The organism is Micromonospora sp. HM134, assembly GCF_007833915.1.
Lineage (GTDB): Bacteria > Actinomycetota > Actinomycetes > Mycobacteriales > Micromonosporaceae > Micromonospora > Micromonospora wenchangensis.
In genome coordinates, this window is the sequence record NZ_CP041061.1 from 542,978 (window position 1) to 564,773 (window position 21,796).

Annotated in this window: 22 protein-coding genes; 14 read left to right on the top strand and 8 right to left on the bottom strand. The window is 73.4% G+C overall.

Translation table 11 applies throughout. From position 1 onward, the window contains the following. Positions 1–90: 90 nt before the first annotated feature. Positions 91–741, bottom strand: a complete 651-nt coding sequence (locus FJK98_RS02780) for a futalosine hydrolase (protein ID WP_145917613.1) — start codon at positions 739–741, stop codon at positions 91–93. Further along, on the bottom strand, positions 738–2,486 hold the full coding sequence (locus FJK98_RS02785) for an MFS transporter (protein ID WP_370516988.1): 1,749 nt from the start codon (positions 2,484–2,486) through the stop codon (positions 738–740). Before FJK98_RS02785 ends, FJK98_RS02780 begins: the two co-directional genes overlap by 4 nt. A gap of 86 nt (positions 2,487–2,572) precedes the next feature. Here FJK98_RS02785 and FJK98_RS02790 point away from each other — a divergent pair, with 86 nt between their 5' ends. Then, the gene (locus FJK98_RS02790) at positions 2,573–3,409 is read left to right on the top strand and encodes a DUF3027 domain-containing protein (RefSeq protein ID WP_145917615.1); all 837 of its coding nucleotides are present in this window, start codon (positions 2,573–2,575) and stop codon (positions 3,407–3,409) included. Positions 3,410–3,420: 11 nt separating this feature from the next. Here the strand turns inward: FJK98_RS02790 and FJK98_RS02795 are convergent, their stop codons facing one another. Then, positions 3,421–3,678: a DUF2530 domain-containing protein gene (locus FJK98_RS02795; protein WP_145917616.1), complete on the bottom strand. Its 258-nt coding sequence runs from the start codon at positions 3,676–3,678 to the stop codon at positions 3,421–3,423. A gap of 89 nt (positions 3,679–3,767) precedes the next feature. On the opposite strand from FJK98_RS02795, the gene FJK98_RS02800 reads away from it, so the two are divergent. From FJK98_RS02800 to thpR, 5 genes are all read left to right on the top strand, one after another. Next, positions 3,768–5,246, top strand: coding sequence for an NCS2 family permease (locus FJK98_RS02800; RefSeq protein ID WP_145917617.1), 1,479 nt, complete (start codon positions 3,768–3,770; stop codon positions 5,244–5,246). A 126-nt stretch (positions 5,247–5,372) separates the two neighbouring features. After that, positions 5,373–5,822, top strand: coding sequence for a MarR family winged helix-turn-helix transcriptional regulator (locus FJK98_RS02805; protein ID WP_204925864.1), 450 nt, complete (start codon positions 5,373–5,375; stop codon positions 5,820–5,822). 66 nt (positions 5,823–5,888) lie between these two features. Further along, positions 5,889–7,193 carry an MFS transporter gene (locus FJK98_RS02810; protein WP_145917618.1) on the top strand — a complete coding sequence of 435 codons (1,305 nt, stop codon included), beginning with the start codon at positions 5,889–5,891 and terminating at the stop codon, positions 7,191–7,193. Between the two features lie 92 nt (positions 7,194–7,285). Next, on the top strand, positions 7,286–7,801 hold the full coding sequence (locus FJK98_RS02815) for a hypothetical protein (RefSeq protein WP_370516990.1): 516 nt from the start codon (positions 7,286–7,288) through the stop codon (positions 7,799–7,801). Beyond that, positions 7,798–8,370 (top strand): RNA 2',3'-cyclic phosphodiesterase, encoded by a 573-nt coding sequence (thpR, locus tag FJK98_RS02820; protein WP_145917619.1) that lies wholly within the window; start codon positions 7,798–7,800, stop codon positions 8,368–8,370. The genes FJK98_RS02815 and thpR overlap by 4 nt, the downstream gene beginning before the upstream one ends. 169 nt (positions 8,371–8,539) lie before the next feature. On the opposite strand, the gene FJK98_RS02825 is transcribed toward thpR, so the two are convergent. The 4 genes from FJK98_RS02825 to FJK98_RS02840 form a co-directional block, all read right to left on the bottom strand. Beyond that, positions 8,540–9,526: an aldo/keto reductase gene (locus tag FJK98_RS02825; RefSeq protein ID WP_145917620.1), complete on the bottom strand. Its 987-nt coding sequence runs from the start codon at positions 9,524–9,526 to the stop codon at positions 8,540–8,542. Between the two features lie 60 nt (positions 9,527–9,586). Then, entirely contained in the window at positions 9,587–10,669 is a 1,083-nt protein-coding gene (sepH, locus tag FJK98_RS02830; protein WP_145917621.1) for a septation protein SepH, read from the bottom strand. A gap of 188 nt (positions 10,670–10,857) precedes the next feature. Next, a complete protein-coding gene (gene serC, locus FJK98_RS02835) occupies positions 10,858–11,985 on the bottom strand; it encodes a phosphoserine transaminase (RefSeq protein WP_145917622.1) in 1,128 nt (375 codons plus the stop codon). A 263-nt stretch (positions 11,986–12,248) separates the two neighbouring features. Next, the gene (locus FJK98_RS02840) at positions 12,249–13,355 is read right to left on the bottom strand and encodes a citrate synthase 2 (RefSeq protein WP_145917623.1); all 1,107 of its coding nucleotides are present in this window, start codon (positions 13,353–13,355) and stop codon (positions 12,249–12,251) included. Between the two features lie 270 nt (positions 13,356–13,625). Between FJK98_RS02840 and pdxH the strand changes: the two genes are divergently transcribed. The 7 genes from pdxH to FJK98_RS02875 all read left to right on the top strand — a co-directional run bounded on the left by pdxH (position 13,626) and on the right by FJK98_RS02875 (position 19,699). Beyond that, the gene (pdxH, locus tag FJK98_RS02845; RefSeq protein ID WP_145922535.1) at positions 13,626–14,255 is read left to right on the top strand and encodes a pyridoxamine 5'-phosphate oxidase; all 630 of its coding nucleotides are present in this window, start codon (positions 13,626–13,628) and stop codon (positions 14,253–14,255) included. Beyond that, on the top strand, positions 14,252–15,544 hold the full coding sequence (locus FJK98_RS02850) for an MFS transporter (protein WP_145917624.1): 1,293 nt from the start codon (positions 14,252–14,254) through the stop codon (positions 15,542–15,544). Before pdxH ends, FJK98_RS02850 begins: the two co-directional genes overlap by 4 nt. A 69-nt stretch (positions 15,545–15,613) precedes the next feature. Next, positions 15,614–16,543 carry an aldose 1-epimerase family protein gene (locus FJK98_RS02855; RefSeq protein WP_145917625.1) on the top strand — a complete coding sequence of 310 codons (930 nt, stop codon included), beginning with the start codon at positions 15,614–15,616 and terminating at the stop codon, positions 16,541–16,543. A gap of 2 nt (positions 16,544–16,545) precedes the next feature. Then, the gene (locus FJK98_RS02860; RefSeq protein ID WP_145917626.1) at positions 16,546–17,148 is read left to right on the top strand and encodes a nitroreductase family protein; all 603 of its coding nucleotides are present in this window, start codon (positions 16,546–16,548) and stop codon (positions 17,146–17,148) included. A 180-nt stretch (positions 17,149–17,328) separates the two neighbouring features. Beyond that, a complete protein-coding gene (locus FJK98_RS02865; RefSeq protein WP_145917627.1) occupies positions 17,329–17,634 on the top strand; it encodes a type II toxin-antitoxin system VapB family antitoxin in 306 nt (101 codons plus the stop codon). 32 nt (positions 17,635–17,666) lie between these two features. Continuing rightward, positions 17,667–18,830, top strand: a complete 1,164-nt coding sequence (locus FJK98_RS02870) for an acyl-CoA dehydrogenase family protein (RefSeq protein ID WP_145917628.1) — start codon at positions 17,667–17,669, stop codon at positions 18,828–18,830. A gap of 101 nt (positions 18,831–18,931) precedes the next feature. Beyond that, positions 18,932–19,699, top strand: a complete 768-nt coding sequence (locus FJK98_RS02875; RefSeq protein WP_145917629.1) for a DUF4230 domain-containing protein — start codon at positions 18,932–18,934, stop codon at positions 19,697–19,699. Between the two features lie 165 nt (positions 19,700–19,864). Here FJK98_RS02875 and FJK98_RS02880 read toward each other — a convergent pair whose 3' ends face one another. Further along, entirely contained in the window at positions 19,865–20,071 is a 207-nt protein-coding gene (locus FJK98_RS02880) for a PspC domain-containing protein (protein ID WP_088643568.1), read from the bottom strand. A gap of 312 nt (positions 20,072–20,383) precedes the next feature. On the opposite strand from FJK98_RS02880, the gene FJK98_RS02885 reads away from it, so the two are divergent. Further along, positions 20,384–21,754 carry an L-serine ammonia-lyase gene (locus tag FJK98_RS02885; RefSeq protein ID WP_145917630.1) on the top strand — a complete coding sequence of 457 codons (1,371 nt, stop codon included), beginning with the start codon at positions 20,384–20,386 and terminating at the stop codon, positions 21,752–21,754. Positions 21,755–21,796 lie beyond the last annotated feature (42 nt).

Below are 21,796 nucleotides of genomic sequence, written 5' to 3' on the forward strand. Positions count from 1 at the left end.
CGACCGGAGTAAGCGCCCGGCCGTCGACCGGCGCAAACCGTGGCGGCCAACCCGCTGTGCGTCCGCTGGCACGGGGCTGTCGGGTGCCTCTCAGGACAGCGCGTGGGCCGCCTCGGTCAGGGCGGCGAACGCCTCCCGCATCCGCCAGCCGTCGCGGTCCCGGGGGCCGACCGGGTTCGAGACGGTACGCAGCTCGGCGAAGGGGATGCCGGCCTGGGCGGCGGCGACCGCCACCGCGTACCCCTCCATGGCCTCGGCCACCGCGTCAGGGTGCCGGTCGGCCAGGGCGGTGGTGCTCGCGGCCGTGCCGGTGACCGTGCTGACCGTCAGCACCGCCCCGACGACCGCCCGGGGGAGGGCGGCGCGCAGCGCGCCCAGCAGCACCGGGTCGACGTCGATGGTGGGGCCGCCGCCGAGCAGCTCCGGGGGCATGCCCAGTTCGTCGACGGGGATGAAGCCCGTCGGGGACTCGGCCCCGAGGTCCGCCGCGACGCTGCGGGAGGCGAGCACCGTGGCGCCGACCGGGGCGCGGCCGGCGAAACCGCCGGCGATCCCGGCGCTGACCACCGCCCGGTACGGGCGGCCGGCGGCCTCGGCCAGGGCCAGCATCCGGGCCGTGGTGGCACCGGCCACGGCCGGGCCCACGCCGATCGCCCGGACGGTCACCGTCGGATCGGTCAGCCCCGCCCGGACGGCCTCCGCCTCGGCCGGTACGGCGGTCAGCACCAGCAGGCCCGTCACGACACCGACCCCGGTGACTGCCGTCGCTGGTCGTCGTCGGCACCGCTGCCGCTGCCCGGGACGGCCGAGGACGGCCGGTAGATGTGGTAGCCGGGTGGGGCCAGCCCGTCGCCGGAACGCCCGGAGTCGCCCGCCCCGCTCGGTGCCGGTGAGGTCGGTGCGGCGCGGGCCGCCGCCTCGGCTGCCGCGTCGTCGGCGCTGTCGGCCAGGTGATCGGTGGTCAGGTCGGCGCGGTCGCCACCCGGTCGGTCGGCGGCGTCCCCGCCGGCTCGGGCCGCCGGGTCGGCGGGGTCGCGGCGGGCGCGACGGGCCGCGGCGTCGGCGGCGTCGGCCTGGTCCTGGGCGGCCAGTTCCTCGTCGGTGAGCGGCCGGCCGAGCAGCCGCTGGGCGCGGAGCCGACCGGCGACGACGACTCCCCGGACGGCGGCGAGGACACCCACCCCGGCGGCGACCGCGATGCCGATCCGACCCTCGAACGGGACGAGGCCGAGCCCACCCCCGGCGACGAAGGCGAGCATCAGGACGGTTTCCGAGTGGGCGAAGGAACTGGCCCGCAGCCGTTCGGGAATCCGTTCCTGGATCGAGGCGTCGACGGCGAGTTTGGCGATCCCGCTGGACAGGGCGGCGACCAGGCAGAACAGCGCCACCATCGGCAGCGAGAACTTCAACACGGTCAGGATGCCCACCCCGGCCACGATGATCATCGTGCTGGACTGGATCGCCGCCGGCCGGTGGATGCGCAGCCGGGTGCCGACCGCGGTGGCCAGGAAACCACCGACCGCCAGCGCCCCGCCGATCATGCCCAGCGCCGCCTGGTCGTTGAGTTCCCGGCCGAACAGGTCGTTGGTCAGGTCCCCCTTCTTCAGCGCGAACGCCAGGAAGAGCAGGAGGAACCCGTAGAGCGCGCGGAGCCCCGCCGCCCCGATCAGGGTGGCGATCACCAGCCGGCCCGCCGGTCGCCCCCGACCCAGCGGACGGTCGCCCTTGCGGCGCAGCGCCCGCAGTGGTCGGGGCACCCGCTCGGGCGGCTCGGAGTCCGCCCGGGGCGGCAGCCGCAGCGCGATCACCATGCCGACCAGGAAGATGACCGAGGCGACCCGCAGCGGCCACTGCGGCCCGAACCAGAACGCCGCCAGCCCCAGCGGTGCCACCAGCGCCCCGGCCACCGTGCCGTAGACGCTGGCCCGCGCCCCCACCTGGGACAACCCGAGCCCCTCCGGCAGCAACCGGGGCACGGCGGCGGACCGGGCCACGCCGTACGCCCGGGAGAGTGCCAGCACGCCGAACGCGGCCGGATAGAGCCCGAGGCTGCCGAGGTAGTCGGAGATCAGCCAGGCGAGGAAGGCTCGGCCGAGCATGGTGGTGGCGAGCGCGTACCGGCGGCCGTGCCGGAAATGGTCGAGCAGCGGGCCGACCACGGGGGCCAGCATCGCGAACGGCACCATCGTGACCAGCAGGTAGAGCGCGACCTTGCTGCGGGCCTCGCCGAGCGGGACGTCGAAGAAGATGGTCCCCGCCAACCCGATGGCGATCAACGTGTCGCCGGCGCAGGAGACGGCGTGCAGGTCGAACAGGCGAACCATGCCGGCTTCGCCGCCGGCCCCCCGCGCGCGGGCCGAGCCGGCGCGGCGGGTCACCCAGCGCCCGCCGTTGACCGAGCCGCGCAGCAGCAGGCGGGTGGCGCGGATGCCGGTGCCGACGGTCCGTCCCAGTACGGACGACCCGGAGCGGGAGAACAGCGGCATGTGCACCATCCTTGCCCATCTGCTCCAGGTACGCCGCACCACGGGGGAAGACTCACTCGGGGAGTGCCTGTCGGTGCGCGGCGCGCATGGGGAACAATGGTCGGGTGACCAGGCCCGCTCCCGCCCGTGCCGCCCGCCTCGACCAGGTCTGCGCCGCCGCCGTCGAGGTGGCCCGCGACGCCATCACCGAGGTGGAGCCCTCCGACATCGGCGACCACCTGCGGGCCGTCGCCGAGGGCGACCGGGTCGTCACCCACTACTTCGAATGTCTGCTCGGTGGCTACCGGGGCTGGCGCTGGGCGGTGACGGTCACCCGGGTGCCGCGCAGCCGGCAGGTCACCGTCTGTGAGACGGTGCTGCTGCCCGGCTCGGACGCGCTGCTCGCGCCGGGCTGGCTGCCCTGGCAGGAACGTCTCCAGCCGGGTGACCTCGGCCCCGGTGACCTGCTGCCCACCCCGTCGGACGACGACCGGCTCGCCCCCGGCTACCTGCTCTCCGACGACCCGGCGGTCGAGGAGACCTCCTGGGAGTTGGGCCTGGGCCGTCCACGGGTGCTGTCCCGGGAGGGTCGCGCCGAGGCGGCCCAACGCTGGTACGACGGTGACCACGGCCCGTCGGCGGCGATCTCCACCGCCGCCCCCGCGTCGGCCCGCTGCGGCACCTGCGGCTTCTACCTGCCGCTGGCCGGCGCGCTCCGGCTGGCGTTCGGGGCCTGCGGCAACTTCTACGCCCCCGACGACGGTCGGGTGGTCAGCGCCGACCACGGCTGCGGCGCGCACTCGGAGACCCTGGTGGAGACCCCCGAGCCGGCGATCGACGAGCTTCCGACGGTGTACGACGACAGCGCGGTCGAGTCGATGACGGTGGACGGCGCGTCCGCAGCCGACGAGCCCGCACCGGTGGAGTCGACCGACCCCGCCTGACCACCGACCGGTCAGCCCCGGGGGGCGGATTCCCGACGGCGGCGGCGGTGGGCGTCGTGCCGCATCATCGTGGCCAGACCGGGAAAGCCCCACAGGAAACCGGCCAGGCAGGTCCAGAGCCAGTCCTGGTGGCCGTGTTCGGTGAGCCAGTCACGGAAGAAGACCAGCAGGAACAGGCCGGCCACCGCCCAGGCGATCAGCCCGGCCACCGCGAACGGGACCATCGGCGGGTCGAGTGGCTCGGGTCGGGGTGGTTGCTCCTGCGGCACGGGCAGAAGCGTACCGCGAAGCACCTTCCCGGCCCGCCGCTGATCTGGGACGATGCGCGCGACAACGGTAGATCACCTGCGAGGACCTGATGGCCATTGCGCCGCCGGACAACGGCATTCCCCCTGATCCCGCCCACCCGCGGAACGGTTTCGACCGGTTCTTCGAGATCTCCGCCCGTGGCTCGACGATGAGCCGCGAGGTACGGGGTGGCCTGGCTACCTTCTTCACGATGGCGTACATCGTGGTGCTGAACCCGCTGATCCTGGGCGGTGCCGCCGACGGTGACGACCAGAAGCTCTCCATTCCCGCGCTGGCCGCCGCGACCGCGCTGGTGGCCGGCCTGATGACGATCCTGATGGGGGTCGTCGGGCGGTTCCCGATGGCGCTGGCCGCCGGTCTGGGCGTGAACGCGCTGGTCGCGTTCGAGATCGCCCCGCAGATGACCTGGGCGGACGCGATGGGGCTGGTGGTGATCGAGGGTGTGCTCATCGCGATCCTCGTGCTCACCGGCCTGCGTACGGCGGTGTTCCGTTCGGTCCCGACGCAGCTCAAGACCGCGATCGGGGTGGGCATCGGGTTGTTCCTGACCATCATCGGGCTGGTCGACGCCGGTTTCGTCAGGCGGGTGCCGGACGCGGCGAACAGCACCGTGCCGGTGGGCCTCGGCATCAACGGCAAGATCGTCAGTTGGCCGATGCTGGTCTTCGTGGTCGGCCTGCTGGTGACGTTGGTGCTGGTGGTACGCCGGGTCCGGGGCGCCATCCTGATCGGCATCCTGGCCTCGACCGTGTTGGCGATCATCGTGGAGGCGGTCGCCAAGGTGGGGCCGTCCTTCGTCGACGACAAGCCGAACCCGCACGGCTGGTCGTTGAACGTGCCGAAGCTGCCCGAGCGGATCGTCGACATCCCCGACCTGTCGCTGCTCGGCAACTTCAACGTGCTGGGCTCGTGGAGCCGGGCGGGCTGGCTGATCCCGCTGATGTTCATCTTCACCCTGTTGATCACGGACTTCTTCGACACGATGGGCACGATGGTCGCGATCGGCCAGGAGGGGGGCATGCTCGACGAGCAGGGCACCCCGCCCCGGGCGAAGGAGATCCTGCTGGTCGACTCGATCGCCGCGGCGGCGGGTGGCGCGGCGAGCGTCTCCAGCAACACGTCGTACATCGAGAGTGCCTCGGGGGTCGCGGAGGGTGCCCGGACCGGGGTGGCCAACCTGGTCACCGGCGCGCTGTTCCTGCTGGCGATGTTCCTGTCGCCGCTGGCGACGGTGGTGCCGTTCGAGGCGGCCTCGACGGCGCTGGTGGTGGTGGGCTTCCTGATGATGACCGCGGTGCGGACCATCGACTGGACCGACTACGAGATCGCGATCCCGGCGTTCCTCACCATCACCCTGATGCCGTTCACCTACTCGATCTCCAACGGCATCGGCGCGGGCATCATCAGCTACGTGGTGCTCAAGCTGGCCAAGGGCAAGGGGCGGGAGATCCATCCGCTGCTCTACGCGGTGGCGGTGCTGTTCGTGCTGTACTTCCTGCGTGGGCCGATCGAGTCCGCGGTGCTGTAGTCCACCCGTCGGCCTCCGGGCCGGGTGACCCGTCGGGGTTGCCCGGCCCGGGGCGGCGGCATTCCCCCTCGTGAGCATGGTCATATCGCATGTCGTTAGCCAGGCTCATTAGTTAAGCTAACGACTGTGACGGAGCGGACGGTGACGGCGAACCGCGTGCCACCGGCGCAGCTGGCACCCCAGCTGCGTGATGCGATCACCCGACTCAACCGGCGGGTCCGGCAGGCCCGCCCGGTCGGCGACCTGACGGTCACCCAGCTCTCCGCGCTCACCAGCCTCCGGCTGGCGGGTGCGCTGACGCCCCGGGAACTGGCCGACGTCGAACGGGTCCAGCCACCGACGATGACCAAGATCGTCGCGAAGCTGGAGGAGCGCGGCCTGGTGCAGCGCACCCCCCACCCGACCGACGGCCGGCAGGTCATCCTGGCGGCCACCGAGGGAGGCCGGGCCGTACTCGACCAGTTCGAGCGGGCCCGCAACGAATGGCTGGCCAGCCGGCTGGCCGCGCTCACGGAGGACGAACGCGACACGCTACGGCGGGCCGCCGACATCCTCCAGCAGCTCGCCCGCGCCTGACGCCCCACCGGGTCCGCGCCGTCCGCCGTCGATGACGCGTACCCGGCCCGAGGAGGCGCACCAAGAGTGCAGGCGAAGCTGAGCACGATGTTCCAGTCCCTACGAGTCCGCAACTACCGACTCTTCGCCACCGGACAGCTGATCAAACTGATCGGCGTCTGGATGATGTTCATCGCCCAGGACTGGCTCGTCCTTGAGCTTTCGGACAACTCCGCCACCGCGCTCGGCGTGGTGACGGCCCTGCAGTTCACCCCGGTGCTGCTGCTCACCCTGCTCTCCGGCCGCCTCGCCGACCGGTACGACAAGCGGATGCTGCTCTTCGTCGCCAACGCCTTCTGGACGGTGCTGGCGCTGGGGATGAGCCTGCTGGTGCTCACCGGCCTGGTCGAGCTGTGGCACGTCTTCGCGTTCGCCGCGCTGCTCGGCACCGCCAACGCGGTGGAGACCCCGGTCCGACAGGCGTTCGTCAGCGAACTCGTCGGCACCACCCTGCTGCCCAACGCGCTCTCGCTCAACGCGGCCGTGTTCAACTCGGCCCGGATCATCGGCCCCGCCGTCGCCGGCCTGGCCATCGCCGCGTTCGACGTCGGCCCGGTCTTCCTGTTCACCGCCGTCAGCTCCATCGCCCCGCTGGCCAACGTGGTCCGGATGCGCCCGGCGGAGCTGTGCCGCAAGGAACTCCCCCCGCTCGGCGAGCGGGACTCGGCGAAGGTCGTCGACGGGCTGCGCTACGTCCGCAGCCGCCCCGACCTGCTGCTGCCGATGGTGGTCATGTCGGTGATCGGGATGTCGCTGTTCAACTTCCAGCTCACCCTCGCCGCGCTGGCCAAGACGGTCTTCCACACCGGGGCCGCCTCGTTCGGCCTGTTCAGCACGGCGCTGGCGGTCGGCGCGCTGGTCGGGGCGCTCGCCGGCACCGGCCGGCGCAGCCGCCCCTCGGTCTGGCTGGTGCTCGGCGCGGCCGTCGGCTGCGCGGTCTTCGGCACCCTGGTCGGCCTCGCCCCGGCGTACTGGCTGGTGGTGACCCTGCTCCTGCCGACCGGCTTCTTCATGGTCTTCTTCGCCCAGGCCGCCAACCAGCGGGTGCAGCTCGGCACCGACGCCGCTTTCCGGGGTCGGGTGATGGCCCTGTGGGTGCTGGTGTTCCTCGGCACCAACCCGGTCGGCGCGCCGATCATCGGCTGGGTCGCCGAGACCTTCGGCGCCGGGGCGAGCATCTGGATGGGTGGGCTCATCTCCCTGGCCACCGCCCTGCTCGCGCTCACCTGGCAGCTCCGCCGCTCCGGCGCCCGGCTGCGCTTCCGGGTGCTGCCGCTGCCCCGCTTCTACGTGGTGTCCCGCCCCCGGCTGCTCACCCCCAGCGGGCGGTGAGCGGTGCCGTGCCGCCCGGGGGCGGACACGCACAGCGTTCAGATAGCAACAAAGCGGTGGCGCGCGGCCCCGCCGGGCCTTAGCGTCGAGGTGTGGCAGGCGGGAGCGCGCTGACGCTGGTACTGGCGTTCCTCGCCATGGCGTGCGTGCCGTTGGCGTTCGCCCTGGTCTTCTGCTTCGACGAGATCCTCGACCGGGTGGCCTGCGGCTGGGCCGAGTGGCGGGAACGCCGCCGGGAACGCCGTACCATCGCCCGGCTCGACCGGGCCCTCGCCACCGACCCGGTCACCCGCGACCTCGACCTGACCGAGCTGGACCGGGCCGACCGTCGCCCCCTCGAACTCCTCGCCGCCGACCTGCGCCGACTCGGCCGGCACCGGCTCGCCGCCGGCGGCCGTTCGGTGGTCTGGCACAGTTCGGTGATCGAGGCGTACGACGACCGGCTCCGCGCGGCCTGCCGGGCGCTGGGGATCCCCGAGCACCTGGCCGAGCTGACCGGGGTCGACCGGGAGATCGAACGGGTCCGGGTCGAGGGCCTGCTCGCCCGGGCGGGGCTCGTGCTGCCGGCCACCCGCGCCGACCGCCGCCCCCGTGACCGGCGGGCGTGAGACTCTTCGTCGCGGTCTACCCGCCACCGTCCGCCGTCGCCGACCTCACCGCCCGGGTGTCCCGGCTGCGGGTGGGTGCGGCCACCGCCGCCGGCCTCGACGTACGCCTGGCGCAGCCGGCGCACCTGCACGTCACGCTGGCCTTCCTCGGCGAGGTGGCACCCGGTCGACTGCCCGAGGTCCAGGGTGCCCTCGCGGCGGCGGCCGGGACCGCCCGCGCCGGGTGGACCGGTCCGCCCCGGCTGCGGCTGGGCGGCGGGGGCTGCTTCGGGCAGGGACGCTCCACGGTGCTCTGGGTGGACGTGCTGGGGGAGGTGCCGGCGCTGCGTACCCTGGCCCGGCTGATCCGCGCCGAGCTGGACCGGGCCGGTCTGCCGTACGACGGGAAGCCGTTTCGCCCGCACCTGACGGTGGCCCGCCCCGGTGACCGGCTCGCCCCGTCCGAGGTGGAGGCGGACCGGCTCGCCCTCGACGATTACCTCGGCCCCCCGTGGCCGGCCACCGGCCTGGTGCTGGTCCACAGCCGCCCCGGCCCCCACCACACCCACCTGACCACCTGGCCCCTGTGACCGCGCCGCCTGGACGCGCTGCCCCGGCGCGACGGGGGCGACATAGCGGTGACCTGGCGCTCGGACACCGCCACATCGCCCCCGTTGAGTTGATCATCACGAGCCGGGGGCACCCGGCGGGAGCGTCGGCCCGGCGCGATCGAACAGCCCGGTCAGGGCGGCGTCCGGGTCACCAGGCCCAGGCCTCCGGGCCGGGGCCGCCGTTGCCGACCGGCGGGAACAGCTCGTCGAGCCGCTGCTCCGTCGCCTCGTCGATCTCCACCGAGAGCGCACCCAGGGTGTTGTCGAGCTGCGCCACCGTACGCGGGCCGATGATCGGGGCGGTCACCCCGGGCCGGGAGAGCAGCCACGCCAACGCCACGTCGGCCGGGTCCCGACCCAGCTCCGCGCAGAACTTCTCGTACGCCTCGATGGCCGGCCGGTGCGCGGCGAGCCCGTCGGCGGCGCGACCGGCGGCACCCCGCGCGGCACCGCCCTCGGCCATCTTGCGCAGCACCCCGGAGAGCAGCCCGCCGTGCAGCGGCGACCACGGGATGACCCCCAGCCCGTAGTGCTGCGCGGCGGGGATCACCTCCAACTCGACGTGCCGGGTGAGCAGGTTGTAGATGGACTGCTCGGCGACCAGGCCGAGGAAGTTGCGTTTCCCGGCGGCGGCCTGGGCCTGGGCGATGTGCCAACCGGCGAAGTTGGACGACCCGACGTAGATCACCTTGCCCTGCGCGACCAGGGTCTCCATCGCCTGCCAGATCTCCTCCCACGGGGTGCTCCGGGAGACGTGGTGCATCTGGTAGAGGTCGATCACGTCGGTCTGGAGCCGACGCAGCGAGTCCTCGCAGGCCCGGACGATGTGCCGGGCACTGAGGCCCTGGTCGTTGGGCCACTCGCCCATCTTGCCGTAGACCTTGGTGGCCAGGACGACCTTGTCCCGCCGGCCCCCGCCCTGGGCGAACCAGCGGCCGATGATCTGCTCGGTGATCCCCTCACCGGTCTGCCAGCCGTACACGTTGGCGGTGTCGAAGAAGTTGATGCCGTGTTCGAGCGCCCGGTCCATGATGGCGAAGCTGTCCGGCTCGGAGGTCTGCGGCCCGAAGTTCATCGTGCCGAGGCAGAGCCGGCTCACCGACAGGCCGGTGCGTCCCAGATTCGTGTACTCCATGACCCCACCCTGACACGCGCGGCGGAACGCCGCCGTGCACTGCCCGGGTGGAGCCCCGGGTCAGGAGGACTCGCGGGCCGCCGGGCCACTGCCGAACAGGACGTCGTCCCAGCTCGGGAGGCGCTTACGCGGCTTGCCCGAGGCGTCCGTCGCCTCGCCGCCGGCGGCAGCCGCAGCCCCGCCGGTGCGACGCGGCCGGAGCACCGCCAGCGACGGTACGGCCGGGACCTCCTTCGGCGCGTCCGAGTCGTCGTCGAAGGCGGAACCCTGCCCACCGCCGAGCAGCGCGGCGGCCCCACCGCCCACGGCCCGCTGACGGGGGGCGTCGGAGCCGGCCAGGGCAGCCGGGGAACGCGGGTCGAGACCCCGCCCCGAGGTGCCGCCGAGCGGCCGGTCCAGCGAGGCGAGCAGGGCGTCCCGACCGGCCCGGATCGGGTCCCGGCCCGGCCGGGCCTGCTCGCTGGCGGCCGGCAGGCCGTGCCCGCCCCGGCTCGGCTCGCCGCGCGACGGGCCGGGCAGCGCGTGACCGCCCCGCTCCGGCGCCGGCTCCTGGCCGAGGATCGGCGTGGGACGCTCGGCGCACAGGTACTGCGCCATGTCGTCGTGCGGGGTGACGTTCTGCCGGAGCTTGTCGAGATCCCAGACGGCCTGCGCGGTGGCCTTGCCGGACGGCCAGGTCGCGATGATCCGCCAGGTGCCGTCGTCGCGCCGGAACGCGTCCCAGGAGATCTTCTCGGTGTCGATGCCGTGCTGGGCCAGCCGGCCGTTGACCACCTCGGCCAGCGGGGTGGCCTTCTCGGCGCCCTTGAGCCGGGTGCGCCGGGCGTGCTGGGCGAGCATGGCCCGTTCCTGGAGCACCGGGCCGGCGTAGCGCAGCACCCGGTCGACGGGGACGCCGGCGATCCGGGCGACGTCCTCGGCGGACTCACCGGAGCGGATGCGGGCCTGGATGTCCCGGGGGGACAGTGACGGGGTCGGATCGGCCCCGACCGGAACGACGGCGAGCGGCGGCGTACCGGGCTCGGCGTGCAGCACGGTCGCGATGCGTTCGTCGATCGGGAGGGCGAGCAGGCGCCCGACCTCGTCGGCGAGCACCAGCGCCTGGCCGTCCTCGGAGAGGGCGACGAAGCGTACTGGGCGCATGGCGTAGCCTCCGTCCCGCTTCGCTGGCCGTCACGCCACGAGCCGGCCACCCGGGCGTCCTCGCACCACCGTACGCCCATCTGCCCACAGGTGGGGGAGGTGAATCCGCATGTCGCGACTGAGCTGCGGCAATGATCACAGTGGGTGGCCGCAGCAGCCGCTGCGACCACCCACGGTGACGGGTGTGATCAGAGCCGCTCGACCACGTAGTCGATGGCGGCGGTGAGCGCCTCCACGTCGGACGGCTCCACCGCCGGGAAGAGCGCGACCCGCAGCTGGTTGCGGCCGAGCTTGCGGTACGGCTCGGTGTCGACGATCCCGTTGGCCCGCAGCACCTTGGCGATCGCGGCGGCGTCGACCTCGTCGGCGAAGTCGACGGTGGCGACCACGTTGGAGCGCAGCGTCGGATCGGTGACGAACGGGGTGGCGAACCCGGACCGCTCGGCCCAGCCGTAGACGATCCCGGCGCTCTCGGCGGTGCGCTTGGCCGCCCAGCTCAGGCCGCCCTGCGCGTTCATCCAGTCGGTCTGCTCGGCGGCCAGGAAGATGGTCGCCAGCGCCGGGGTGTTGTAGGTCTGCTCCAGCCGCGAGTTGTCGATCGCGGTGACCAGGTCGAGGAAGGCCGGGATGTAGCGGCCGGAGCCCTTGATCTCGGTGGCCCGCTCCAGCGCGGCCGGCGACATCAGGGCCAGCCAGAGGCCGCCGTCGGAACCGAAGCACTTCTGCGGGGCGAAGTAGTAGACGTCGGTCTCGCCGACGTTGACGTCCAGACCGCCGGCCCCGGAGGTGGCGTCGACCAGCAGCAGCGAGCCCGGGTCGGCGTCGGCGACCCGGCCGATCGGCACCGCGACACCGGTGGAGGTCTCGTTGTGCGGGGTGGCGTAGACGTCCACCCCGGCCTCGGCGACCAGGCGGGGGGCGCTGCCCGGCTCGGCCTTGCGCACGGTCGGCTCGCCGAGGAACGGGGCGTCGGAGACCGATTTGGCGAACTTGGCGCCGAACTCGCCGAAGCTGGCGAACTGGGCCCGGTCGCGGACCAGCCCGAAGGTGGCGACCTCCCAGAAGGCGGTGGTGCCGCCGTTGCCGAGGACCACCTCGTAGCCCTCGGGGAGGGAGAAGAACTCGGCCAGGCCCCGGCGGAGCCGGGCGACCTCGGCCCGGACGGTCTGCTGCCGGTGCGAGGTGCCCAGGAAGCTGGTCGCCACGTCGGCGAGCGCGGAGACCGCCGCCGGACGGACCTTGGACGGCCCGCAGCCGAACCGCCCGTCGGCGGGCTTGATGTCGTCGGGAATCCGGATGGTCGGTGCGTCAGCCACGGTTTTCTCGATCCTTCCGCATGGGCGAGGGCGGGCCCTTCAACGGGCGCGGAGCCGCGGCGGACGCGCGTTGGCGCACGACGTGGCCGGGTCCGGGCCTGGTCCGGCGACACTGCCGGCCTTCATCCTCGCACCCGTGGCGGCCCGGATGCCGGCTGGTCCCAGGCCCGGGGCTGAGGCGTCGGACACACCGGGGGCGGGTGGTCGGCCACGCGTGAGGGGCGTCGACCGGCCGGTCGACGCCCCTCACGGAGCACGTGTGCTCAGACGCCGTGCGGGATGGCGTCCCAGCCCTCGACCTGCTGCGGCTTGCGGGTGCCCGGCCCCACGTAGCGGGCCGACGGCCGGACGAGCCGCTGGAGCTTCTTCTGCTCCAGGATGTGCGCCGACCAGCCGCCCATCCGGGCACAGGTGAACATCGAGGTGAACATGTGCGCCGGCACCTCGGCGAAGTCGAGCACCACGGCCGACCAGAACTCGACGTTGGTGGCGAGGACGCGGTCCGGGCGGCGGGCCTGGAGCTCGGCCAGGGCGGCCTTCTCCAGCGCCTCGGCGACCTCGAAGCGCGGTGCGCCCAGCTCCCGGGCGGTGCGCCGGAGCACCCGGGCGCGCGGGTCCTCGGCCCGGTAGACGCGGTGGCCGAAGCCCATCAGCCGCTCTCCCCGGTCGAGGACGCCCTTGACGTACCCCTCGGCGTCGCCGCTGCGCTCGACGGCCTCCAGCATGGTGAGCACCCGCGACGGCGCGCCGCCGTGCAGCGGGCCGGAGAGCGCGCCGATACCCGAGGAGATGCAGGCCGCCGCGTCGGCCCCGGTGGAGGCGACGATCCGGGCGGTGAAGGTGGAGGCGTTCAGGCCGTGCTCGGCGGCCGAGATGAAGTACGCGTCGACGGCCTTGACGTGCCGCGGGTCCGGTTCGCCCCGCCAGCGCTTCATGAACCGCTCGACGATGGTCTCCGCCTTGTCGATCTCCTTCTGCGGCACCGCCGGCAGACCCAGCCCACGGGCGGACTGGGCGACGAAGGACAGCGCGGTGACCGAGACCCGGGCCAGGTCGGCGCGGGCCTGGGCGTCGGAGATGTCGAGCAGTTGACTGAGCCCCCAGTACGGGGCGAGCATGGCGACCGCGGACTGCACGTCGACGCGGATGTCACCGGAGTGCACCGGCACCGGGAACGGCTCGGCGGGCGGCAGGCCGGGGCCGAAGCGCCCGTCGACCAGCAGCGCCCAGACGTTGCCGAAGGAGACCTGGCCGATCAGATCCTCGATGTCCACGCCCCGGTAGCGCAGCGCGCCACCCTCGCGGTCCGGTTCGGCGATCTCGGTCTCGAAGGCCACGACGCCTTCGAGGCCCGGTTTGAAGTCGGCCATGTCGTCTCCTGGCTTCTGGCTCGGTGCGCCCGCCACGGGCTCGGTCCGGCCCGGTACCTACGGCGACCCTCAGGGATGTGTTCGTGTCATCTTGCCTGGTGAGTAACCAAGCGCGCGACCCGCTGCGACTGTGCTGCACGCGACATCCCCGCCGCTGGACGCCGGGGTGCGCTCCGTGAGACTGATCGGTGGGCTGACCAGCGTCGTCGGGACGCGGACGGCCGGCGTGAGGAGGACGACGTGACGGGCGACACACCCGCCCTGGCGGCCATGCGGCACGAGTACGCCGCCGACCTGGGGCTTTCCGAGACGGATCTGGCCGCCGACTGGCCCACCCAGTTCGGCCGCTGGCTCGCCGACGCGGTCGCCGCCGGCCTGCCCGAACCGAACGCGACGGTCCTCGGCACCGCCGACGCCGCCGGTCGGCCCAGCGGCCGGACCGTGCTGCTCAAGGAGTACGACCCGGACGGGTTCGTCTTCTTCACCAACCACGGCTCGCGCAAGGGCACCGAACTGGCCGACAACCCGTGGGCCAGCCTGGTCTTCCCCTGGTTCCCGATGCAGCGGCAGGTGGTGGTGACCGGTCGGGTGACGCACGTCGGGCGGGGTGAGACCGAGGCGTACTTCGCCTCCCGGCCGCGCGGCTCCCAGCTCGGGGCCTGGGCGAGCACCCAGTCGGCGGTGGTGCCGGACCGGGCCGCGCTGGAGGAGGCGTACCGCGAGGTGGCGGAGCGGTTCCCGGCCGGCACGCCGGTCCCGGCGCCCCCGCACTGGGGCGGGTTCCGGGTCCACCCCGAGACGGTGGAGTTCTGGCAGGGGCGGGCCGGGCGGCTGCACGACCGGCTGCGGTTCCGTCGGGTCGAGGGGGGCGACTGGGTCGTCGAGCGGCTGGCCCCGTGACCGCCGTCGAGACCGCCCGGACGGGTCGGGCCCGTCGGCTGGCCATCGACCTGCGTCCGCTGCGGGTCCCCGCGTTCCGCCGGATGTGGCTCGGCAACACGGTGGCGATGTTCGGGTTCCAGTTCACCGCGGTCGCCGTGCCGGTGGAGATGTACGCGCTGACCCGGGACTCGTTCTGGGTCGGGCTGCTCGGGGTGGCCGGTTTCCTGCCGCTGCTGGTCTTCGGCCTCTGGGGCGGGGCGGTGGCCGACGCCCGGGACCGGCGGCGGGTGCTGCTCGTCGGCTCGGCGCTGCTCTGGCTGTCGGTACTCGGCCTGCTCGGCCACGCGCTGTCCGGTTTCGGCAGCCCGGTGCTGCTGCTGGCGCTGGTGACGGTGCACTCGATCGCGTTCGCGATCAGCTCGCCGGCCCGGTCGGCGATCCTCCCCCGGCTGCTCCCACCCGAACTGGTCCCGGCGGGCAGCACCCTGAACTACACCACCTTCACCGCCGCGTCGGTGGCCGGCCCGCTCGCCGCCGGTCTGGTGTTCGCCGGGCTCGGCACCGACGCCGGGCTGCCGGTGGCGTACGCGGCCGACGCCCTGCTGTTCACCGCGCTGGTGGTGGCGACGGTACGGCTGCCCGCGATGCCTCCGGCCCCACCGGCCGAGGGGGAGGTGCGCCGGGGTGGCCTGGCCGGCATCCTCGACGGGTTCCGCTACCTGGCCACCACGCCGGTGCTGCTCTCCTCGTTCGCCATCGACCTGATCGCGATGATCCTGGCCATGCCCCGGGCGCTCTTCCCCGAGGTGGCGCAGGAACGGTTCGGCGGCGGGGCGGCGGTGGGGTGGCTCTACAGCGCCATCGCGATCGGCGCGATGCTGGGCGGGCTGACCTCCGGCTGGATCGGCCGGCTGCGGCGGCAGGGGCTCGCCCTGGTGGTGGCGGTCGTCGGCTGGGGGCTGGCCATCGCGGCGGCCGGGCTGGCCCGGCAGCTCTGGCTCGTGGTGCTGCTGCTCGCGGTGGCCGGGGCGGCGGACCTGGTCAGTGCGGTGCTGCGGCAGTCGATGCTGCTGGTCTACGCGCCGGACCGGATGCGCGGTCGGCTCCAGGGGGTGAACACGGTGGTGGTGGCCGGCGGGCCCCGGCTGGGCGACCTGCGGGCCGGGGCGATGGCCGCCGGGTTCGGTGGCTCGGTCGCCTGGGTGGCCGGCGGGCTGCTCTCGGCCGGGCTGGCGGTGCTGCTGGTGGTGAGTTTCCCGGCCCTGCTGCGCTACCGGGCGGGCGCGGCGGCGCAGGGGCGCGGCTGACTCCCGCGCCCGCTGGGACGGGTGCGCCGGGTCCGGTGGGCGGCCCGGGGCACGGACTAAGGTCACGGCATGGACAACGCTGCGCACCGCCCGCCCTCGGGGACACAGTGGACCATCGCCGCCGACGGCCACGAGGCCGTCATCGTCGAGGTCGGCGGTGGGGTACGGACCTACCGGCGGGACGGGGTCGACTACCTCGACGGGTACGCCGAGGACGAGATCAGCCCCGGTAGCGCCGGGCACGTGCTGGCCCCCTGGCCGAACCGGATCAGGGACGGCCAGTACTCCTTCGGCGGCCGGTCGTTGCAGCTCGACCTGACCGAGCCGGCCCGGGGGGTCGCCCTGCACGGCCTGGTCAACTGGGTGCGCTGGCAGCCGGTCGAGGAGTCGGCCGACGCGCTGACCCTCGGCTACGACCTGCCGCCGACCCCCGGCTACCCGTGGTCGCTGCGGCTGCGGACCCGGTGGAGCGTGGGGGCCGACGGGTTGCGCGGCGAGCACGAGGTGACCAACACCGGGGCCGAGGCCGCGCCCTTCGGGTTCTCCGTGCACCCGTACCTGCGGCTGGCCGGGGTCGCGGTGGACGACCTGACGATGCGGCTGCCGGCCCGCAGCCGGCTCCAGGTCGACGCCCGGCTGCTGCCGATCGGGGCGACCCCGGTGGCCGGCACCGAGTACGACTGGACCACCGCCCGGCCGATCGGCGACGCGCAGCTCGACCTCTGCTTCGGCGACGTGATCCGGGACGACGACGGTGGTTCGTCGGTGACCCTGACCGCCCCGGACGACGCGGACGGGGTGCGCCTGTGGGCTGACCGGCAGTTCGGCTGGTGGCAGGTGTTCACCGGTGACGCGTTGACCGGCGAGCGGCACCGCCGGTCGGTGGCGGTGGAGCCGATGACCTGCCCGCCGGACGCGTTCCGGTCCGGTCGGGACGTGATCGCGCTGGCCCCGGGGGAGACCTGGCGGGGCACCTGGGGCATCCGGCCCGGGGTCTGAGCATGGAGTTCGGCGAGGTGGTCCGGCGTCGCCGGATGGTGCGTAACTACGACCCGGACCGTCCGGTGCCGCCGGAGGTGGTGCAGCGGCTGCTGGACCACGCGGTCCGGGCGCCGTCGGCCGGCTTCGCCCAGGGCTGGGGTTTCCTGGTGCTGGAGGAGCCGGCGGACCGGGACCGGTTCTGGGCGGCGGCCACGCCCGGCGGTGGTGGGCGGGACCGGTGGCTGGCCGGGATGCGCCGGGCCCCGCTGATCGTGGTGCCGCATGCCAACCGCTCGGCCTACCTGGAGCGGTACGCCGAGCCGGACAAGGGCTGGGTGGACCGTTCGGAGGACCGCTGGCCGGTGCCCTACTGGTACGTCGACACCGGCTTCGCCGCGCTGCTGATGCTGCTCACCGCCGTGGACGAGGGGCTGGGGGCGTGCTTCTTCGGCATTCCCCCCGACCGGCTGGCGGCGTACCGGGAGGCGTTCGGGGTGCCGGGGGAGTACCACCCGATCGGCGCGGTCACGATAGGTTATCGGGCGGTTGACCATCGGTCACCGTCGCTGCGGCGGGGGCGTCGGCCGGTGGACGAGGTGGTCCGGCGCGGCCGGTGGAGTTGATGCCGGTTCGTACCCTGCGCGGTGGGGTGCCGGGGCGACGGAAACCGACAACGGGGAGCAGAACGCGGTGTGGCGGGGGCGGATAGGCTGGCACCGTGATCGGTGCCGCACGGTGCGGCAGCTCGGCGTGACCCGGCACCACGCCGAGGGTCGGCCCGACCACGGGGAGGGGAGCGTGCCGTGATCTTCAAGGCGGTCCGGGACGGGCGTCCCTATCCGGAGCACAACCTGACGTTGAAGCAGTGGGCGGAGATCCCGCCCCGCCCGTTGCGGTTGGACCAGCTCATCACCACCAAGCGCGAGCTGGCGCTGGACAAGCTCCTCGCCGAGGACTCCACCTTCTACGGCGACCTGTTCCCGCACGTGGTGCAGTGGAACGGCGGCCTCTACCTGGAGGACGGCCTGCACCGGGCGTTGCGCGCGGCGTTGCAGCAGCGCAACCAGATCCACGCCCGGGTGCTGGTCTACAACGGCCAGCCCGAGTGACGCCCGCCTGAGCAGTCGTTAAGGTGGCGGCCATGGGCACCCCGCTGGACCTGCTGGACGTCGACGCCTCGCTCAGCGAGGAGGAACGTCAGATCCGGGCCGTCGTCCGCCGGCTCGTCGACGACCGGGTCCGCCCGCATGTCGCCGGCTGGTACGAGGACGGCGACGTACCGGCCCGGGAACTGGCCCGCGAGTTCGGCCGCCTCGGCCTGCTCGGCATGCACCTGACCGGGTACGGCTGCGCCGGTTCCTCGATGGTCGCGTACGGGCTGGCCTGCCTGGAGCTGGAGGCCGGCGACTCCGGCGTCCGCTCCCTGGTGTCGGTGCAGGGTTCGCTGGCCATGTACGCCGTCTGGCGCTTCGGCGGCGAGGAGCACAAGCAGCGTTGGTTGCCCGCGATGGCCGCCGGTGAGGCGATCGGCTGCTTCGGGCTGACCGAGCCCGACCACGGCTCCGACCCGGCCTCGATGACCACCCGGGCCCGCCGCGACGGCGACGACTGGATTCTCGACGGCGCGAAGATGTGGATCACCAATGCGCCGATCGCCGACGTCGGGGTGATCTGGGCGCGTACCGACGAGGGGGTGCGGGGTTTCCTCGTACCGATGGACACCCCCGGGGTGACGGCGCGCGAGATCCGCCGCAAGATGTCGCTGCGGGCCTCGGTGACCGGCGAGATCGCCCTCGACGGGGTGCGGCTGCCGGCGGACGCCCTGCTGCCCGGGGCGGTCGGGCTCCGGGCACCGCTGAGCTGCCTGACCGAGGCCCGGCAGGGCATCGTCTGGGGGGCGCTCGGCGCGGCCCGGGACTGCCTGGAGACGGCGTTGTCCTACGCCGGCACCCGGACCCAGTTCGGCCGTCCGCTGGCCGGCTTCCAGCTCACCCAGGCCAAGCTCGCCGACATGGCCGTGGAGTGGAACAAGGGGTTGCTGCTCGCCCTGCACCTGGGCCGGCTGGCCGACGCGGGCACGCTGCGGCCGGACCAGGTCAGCGTGGGCAAGCTGAACAACGTGCGGGAGGCGCTGGCGATCGCCCGGCAGTGCCGGACGATCCTCGGCGCGAACGGGGTCTCCGGCGAGTACCCGGTGATGCGGCACGCCAACAACCTGGAGAGCGTGCTCACCTACGAGGGCACCTCCGAGATCCACCAACTGGTCGTCGGGCAGCGGCTGACCGGGTTGTCGGCTTTCGGCTGACGACCGCCCGTCACCCGTTCGGGTCGCTCGCCGCGCGCGCGTCGTACGGTGGCCGTACCGTCATCGACAGAGGTACGTGTCTGACGAGGACGGTGAGGGCGATGGCCCGCGACGGTGAAACCCCCCAGAGTGAGTTCCCCGGCTACCCGACCGCCGACACACTGCGCACCCGGTCGGGCGACCCGGTCGACCCCGACACCCCGCCGACCGACCCGCCCCGCTCGGGTGGCGGCCCGGCCCGGGGGCTGCTCTGGGTGCTCGGCGCGGCGGCGTTGGTCGTGGTGGTGCTGCTCGGCACGCAGGTGACCGGGATCTTCCCGGACTTCCGCAACCCGTTCGCCAAGGAACAGACCGACCGCAGCCAGCCGCCGCTGCTCAAGTCGATCCAGGATCTGAGTCGCTACGTGGCGGCCGAGGGCAACTTCCAGGTCGTGGTCGACCTCCAGAACGACCGCAACAATGTGCCGGAGTTCCTGCTCAACCAGCGGACGCTGTTCGTCGGGGCGGGCAGCGTCGAGGCGTACGTCGACTTCGGCAAGATCGGCGAGGGGGCGGTGGTGCCGTCCGCCGACGGCAAGTCCGTCGAGATCAAGCTGCCCGCGCCGCAGCTCGGCGAGACCAACCTCGACATGGACAAGAGCTACGTCTTCGCCGAGGAGCGCGGCCTGTTCAACCGGATCGGTGACCTGGTCAAGGGCGACCCCAACCGGCAGCAGCAGGTCTACCGGATGGCCGAGGAGCGGATCACCACGGCGGCCCGGGACAGCGGCCTGGCCCAGCGCGCCGAGGAGAACACCCGCAAGATGCTGGAGGGCCTGCTCCGCTCGCTCGGCTACGAGAAGATCACCATCACCTACACGGCCTCCTGACCCGAAGCGCCACCGCCTCGCGGCCCCGGGGCCGCGAGGCGGTGGCGCTGTAGGGGGTGCGACGGCGGTCTTGGTGATCAAGAGGTTTGCGTCAGTCTTGATCTTCAAGTTGACGCAAACCTCTTGATCGCCGGGCGCAATCCCGCCGGGGGACGCCCGGCGCGGTCAGTAGCTGGTGGTGGCGTAGCGGTCCTCGTTGGGCATCAGGATCCACAGCACCAGGTAGACGATCACCTGCGTGCCGGGCAGCAGCAGCGACAGCAGGAACAGCAGCCGGACCAGGGTGGCCGAGGTGTTGAACCGGCGGGCCAGGCCGGCGCAGACACCGGCGAGCATGCGCCCCTCGCGGGGTCGGACCAGTTTGCGACTCATCGTCGTACTCCCACTCTGCGGCGATCCGCCGCGCTGCATTCCACGGTAGGAAGGGGCGGCCACCGTGCCCTCCGTCCCGAGGGTGATCCGGTGACCCCGTACCCGTAGGTGGTTACCCGAGTCGACCCCGGCCGACGCCTGCCCGGCGCGACGACGGGGTGCGGACGACGGGGTGCGGTGGGCGGGGCGGGTAGGCTCGCCGGTCGACACCGCCCCCACCCCGGGCGGGATCAGCAGGTCACCGGGGACCCCGGGCGGCCACGGACCCGGCCCGACCCGGCACCACCCGGGCGACGGCGAGGAAGCGCAGCGATGATCAGTGTCTTCGACCTCTTCAGTGTCGGCATCGGCCCGTCCAGCTCCCACACGGTGGGCCCGATGCGGGCCGCGCGCACCTTCGTCGCCGGGCTGAAGGCCGACGGGCTGCTGCACACCGTGACCCGGGTCGGGGTCGAGCTGTTCGGGTCCCTGGGCGCCACCGGGCACGGCCACGGCAGCGACCGGGCGGTGCTGCTCGGCCTGGCCGGCGAGAGCCCGGAGACGGTGGACACCGACAGCGTCGGCCCCCGGGTCGCCGAGATCCGCGCCCGACGCCGGCTCGCCCTGCTCGGCAGCCAGGAGATCGACTTCGAGCCGGACCGGGACCTGGTGCTGCACCGCCGCCGGTCACTGCCGTACCACCCGAACGGGATGGTCTTCTCGGCCTGGGACGCGGCGGGGGCGCAGGTGCGCAGCCGGACGTACTACTCGGTCGGCGGCGGGTTCGTGGTGGACGAGGCGGCGGCCGGGGCGGACCGGATCACCGTGGACACCACCGCCGTGCCGCACCCCTTCTCCACCGGTGCCGAACTGCTCGACGTCACCGCCGGCACCGGCCTGTCGATCAGCGGGGTGATGCTCGCCAACGAGCTGTCCTGGCGTGGCGAGGCGGACGTCCGGGCCGGGCTGCTGGACATCTGGCGGGTGATGCGGGAGTGCGTGGCCCGGGGCGGCACCCGCGACGGCGTACTGCCGGGCGGGTTGCGGGTCCGGCGGCGTGCCGCCGAGCTGCGCCGCAGCCTGGAGGCCGACGCGGGCGCGGCCGACCCGCTGCGCGCGATGGACTGGGTGACCCTGTTCGCGCTCGCGGTCAACGAGGAGAACGCCGCCGGTGGCCGGGTGGTGACCGCCCCGACGAACGGCGCGGCCGGGATCATCCCGGCGGTGCTGCACTACTACACCCGGTTCGTGCCGGACGCCTCCGACGAGGGGGTGGTGCGGTTCCTGCTGGCCGCCGGGGCGATCGGGGTGCTGTTCAAGGAGAACGCGTCGATCTCCGGGGCCGAGGTGGGCTGCCAGGGCGAGGTCGGTTCGGCCTGCTCGATGGCCGCCGCCGGGCTGGCCGAGGCGCTCGGCGGCACCCCCGAGCAGGTGGAGAACGCCGCCGAGATCGGCATGGAGCACAACCTCGGGCTGACCTGCGACCCGGTCGGGGGGCTGGTGCAGATCCCCTGCATCGAGCGCAACGCGGTGGCTAGCATCAAGGCGATCACGGCGGCCCGGCTCGCGCTGCGTGGCGACGGGGTGCACCACGTCTCGCTCGACAAGGTCATCAAGACCATGCGCGAGACCGGGGCGGACATGAAGGTCAAGTACAAGGAGACGGCACGCGGCGGCCTGGCCGTCAACGTGATCGAGTGCTGAGGGGCGTTCGTTCACCGACTGCTAACCTGTCGTCCGTTGTTG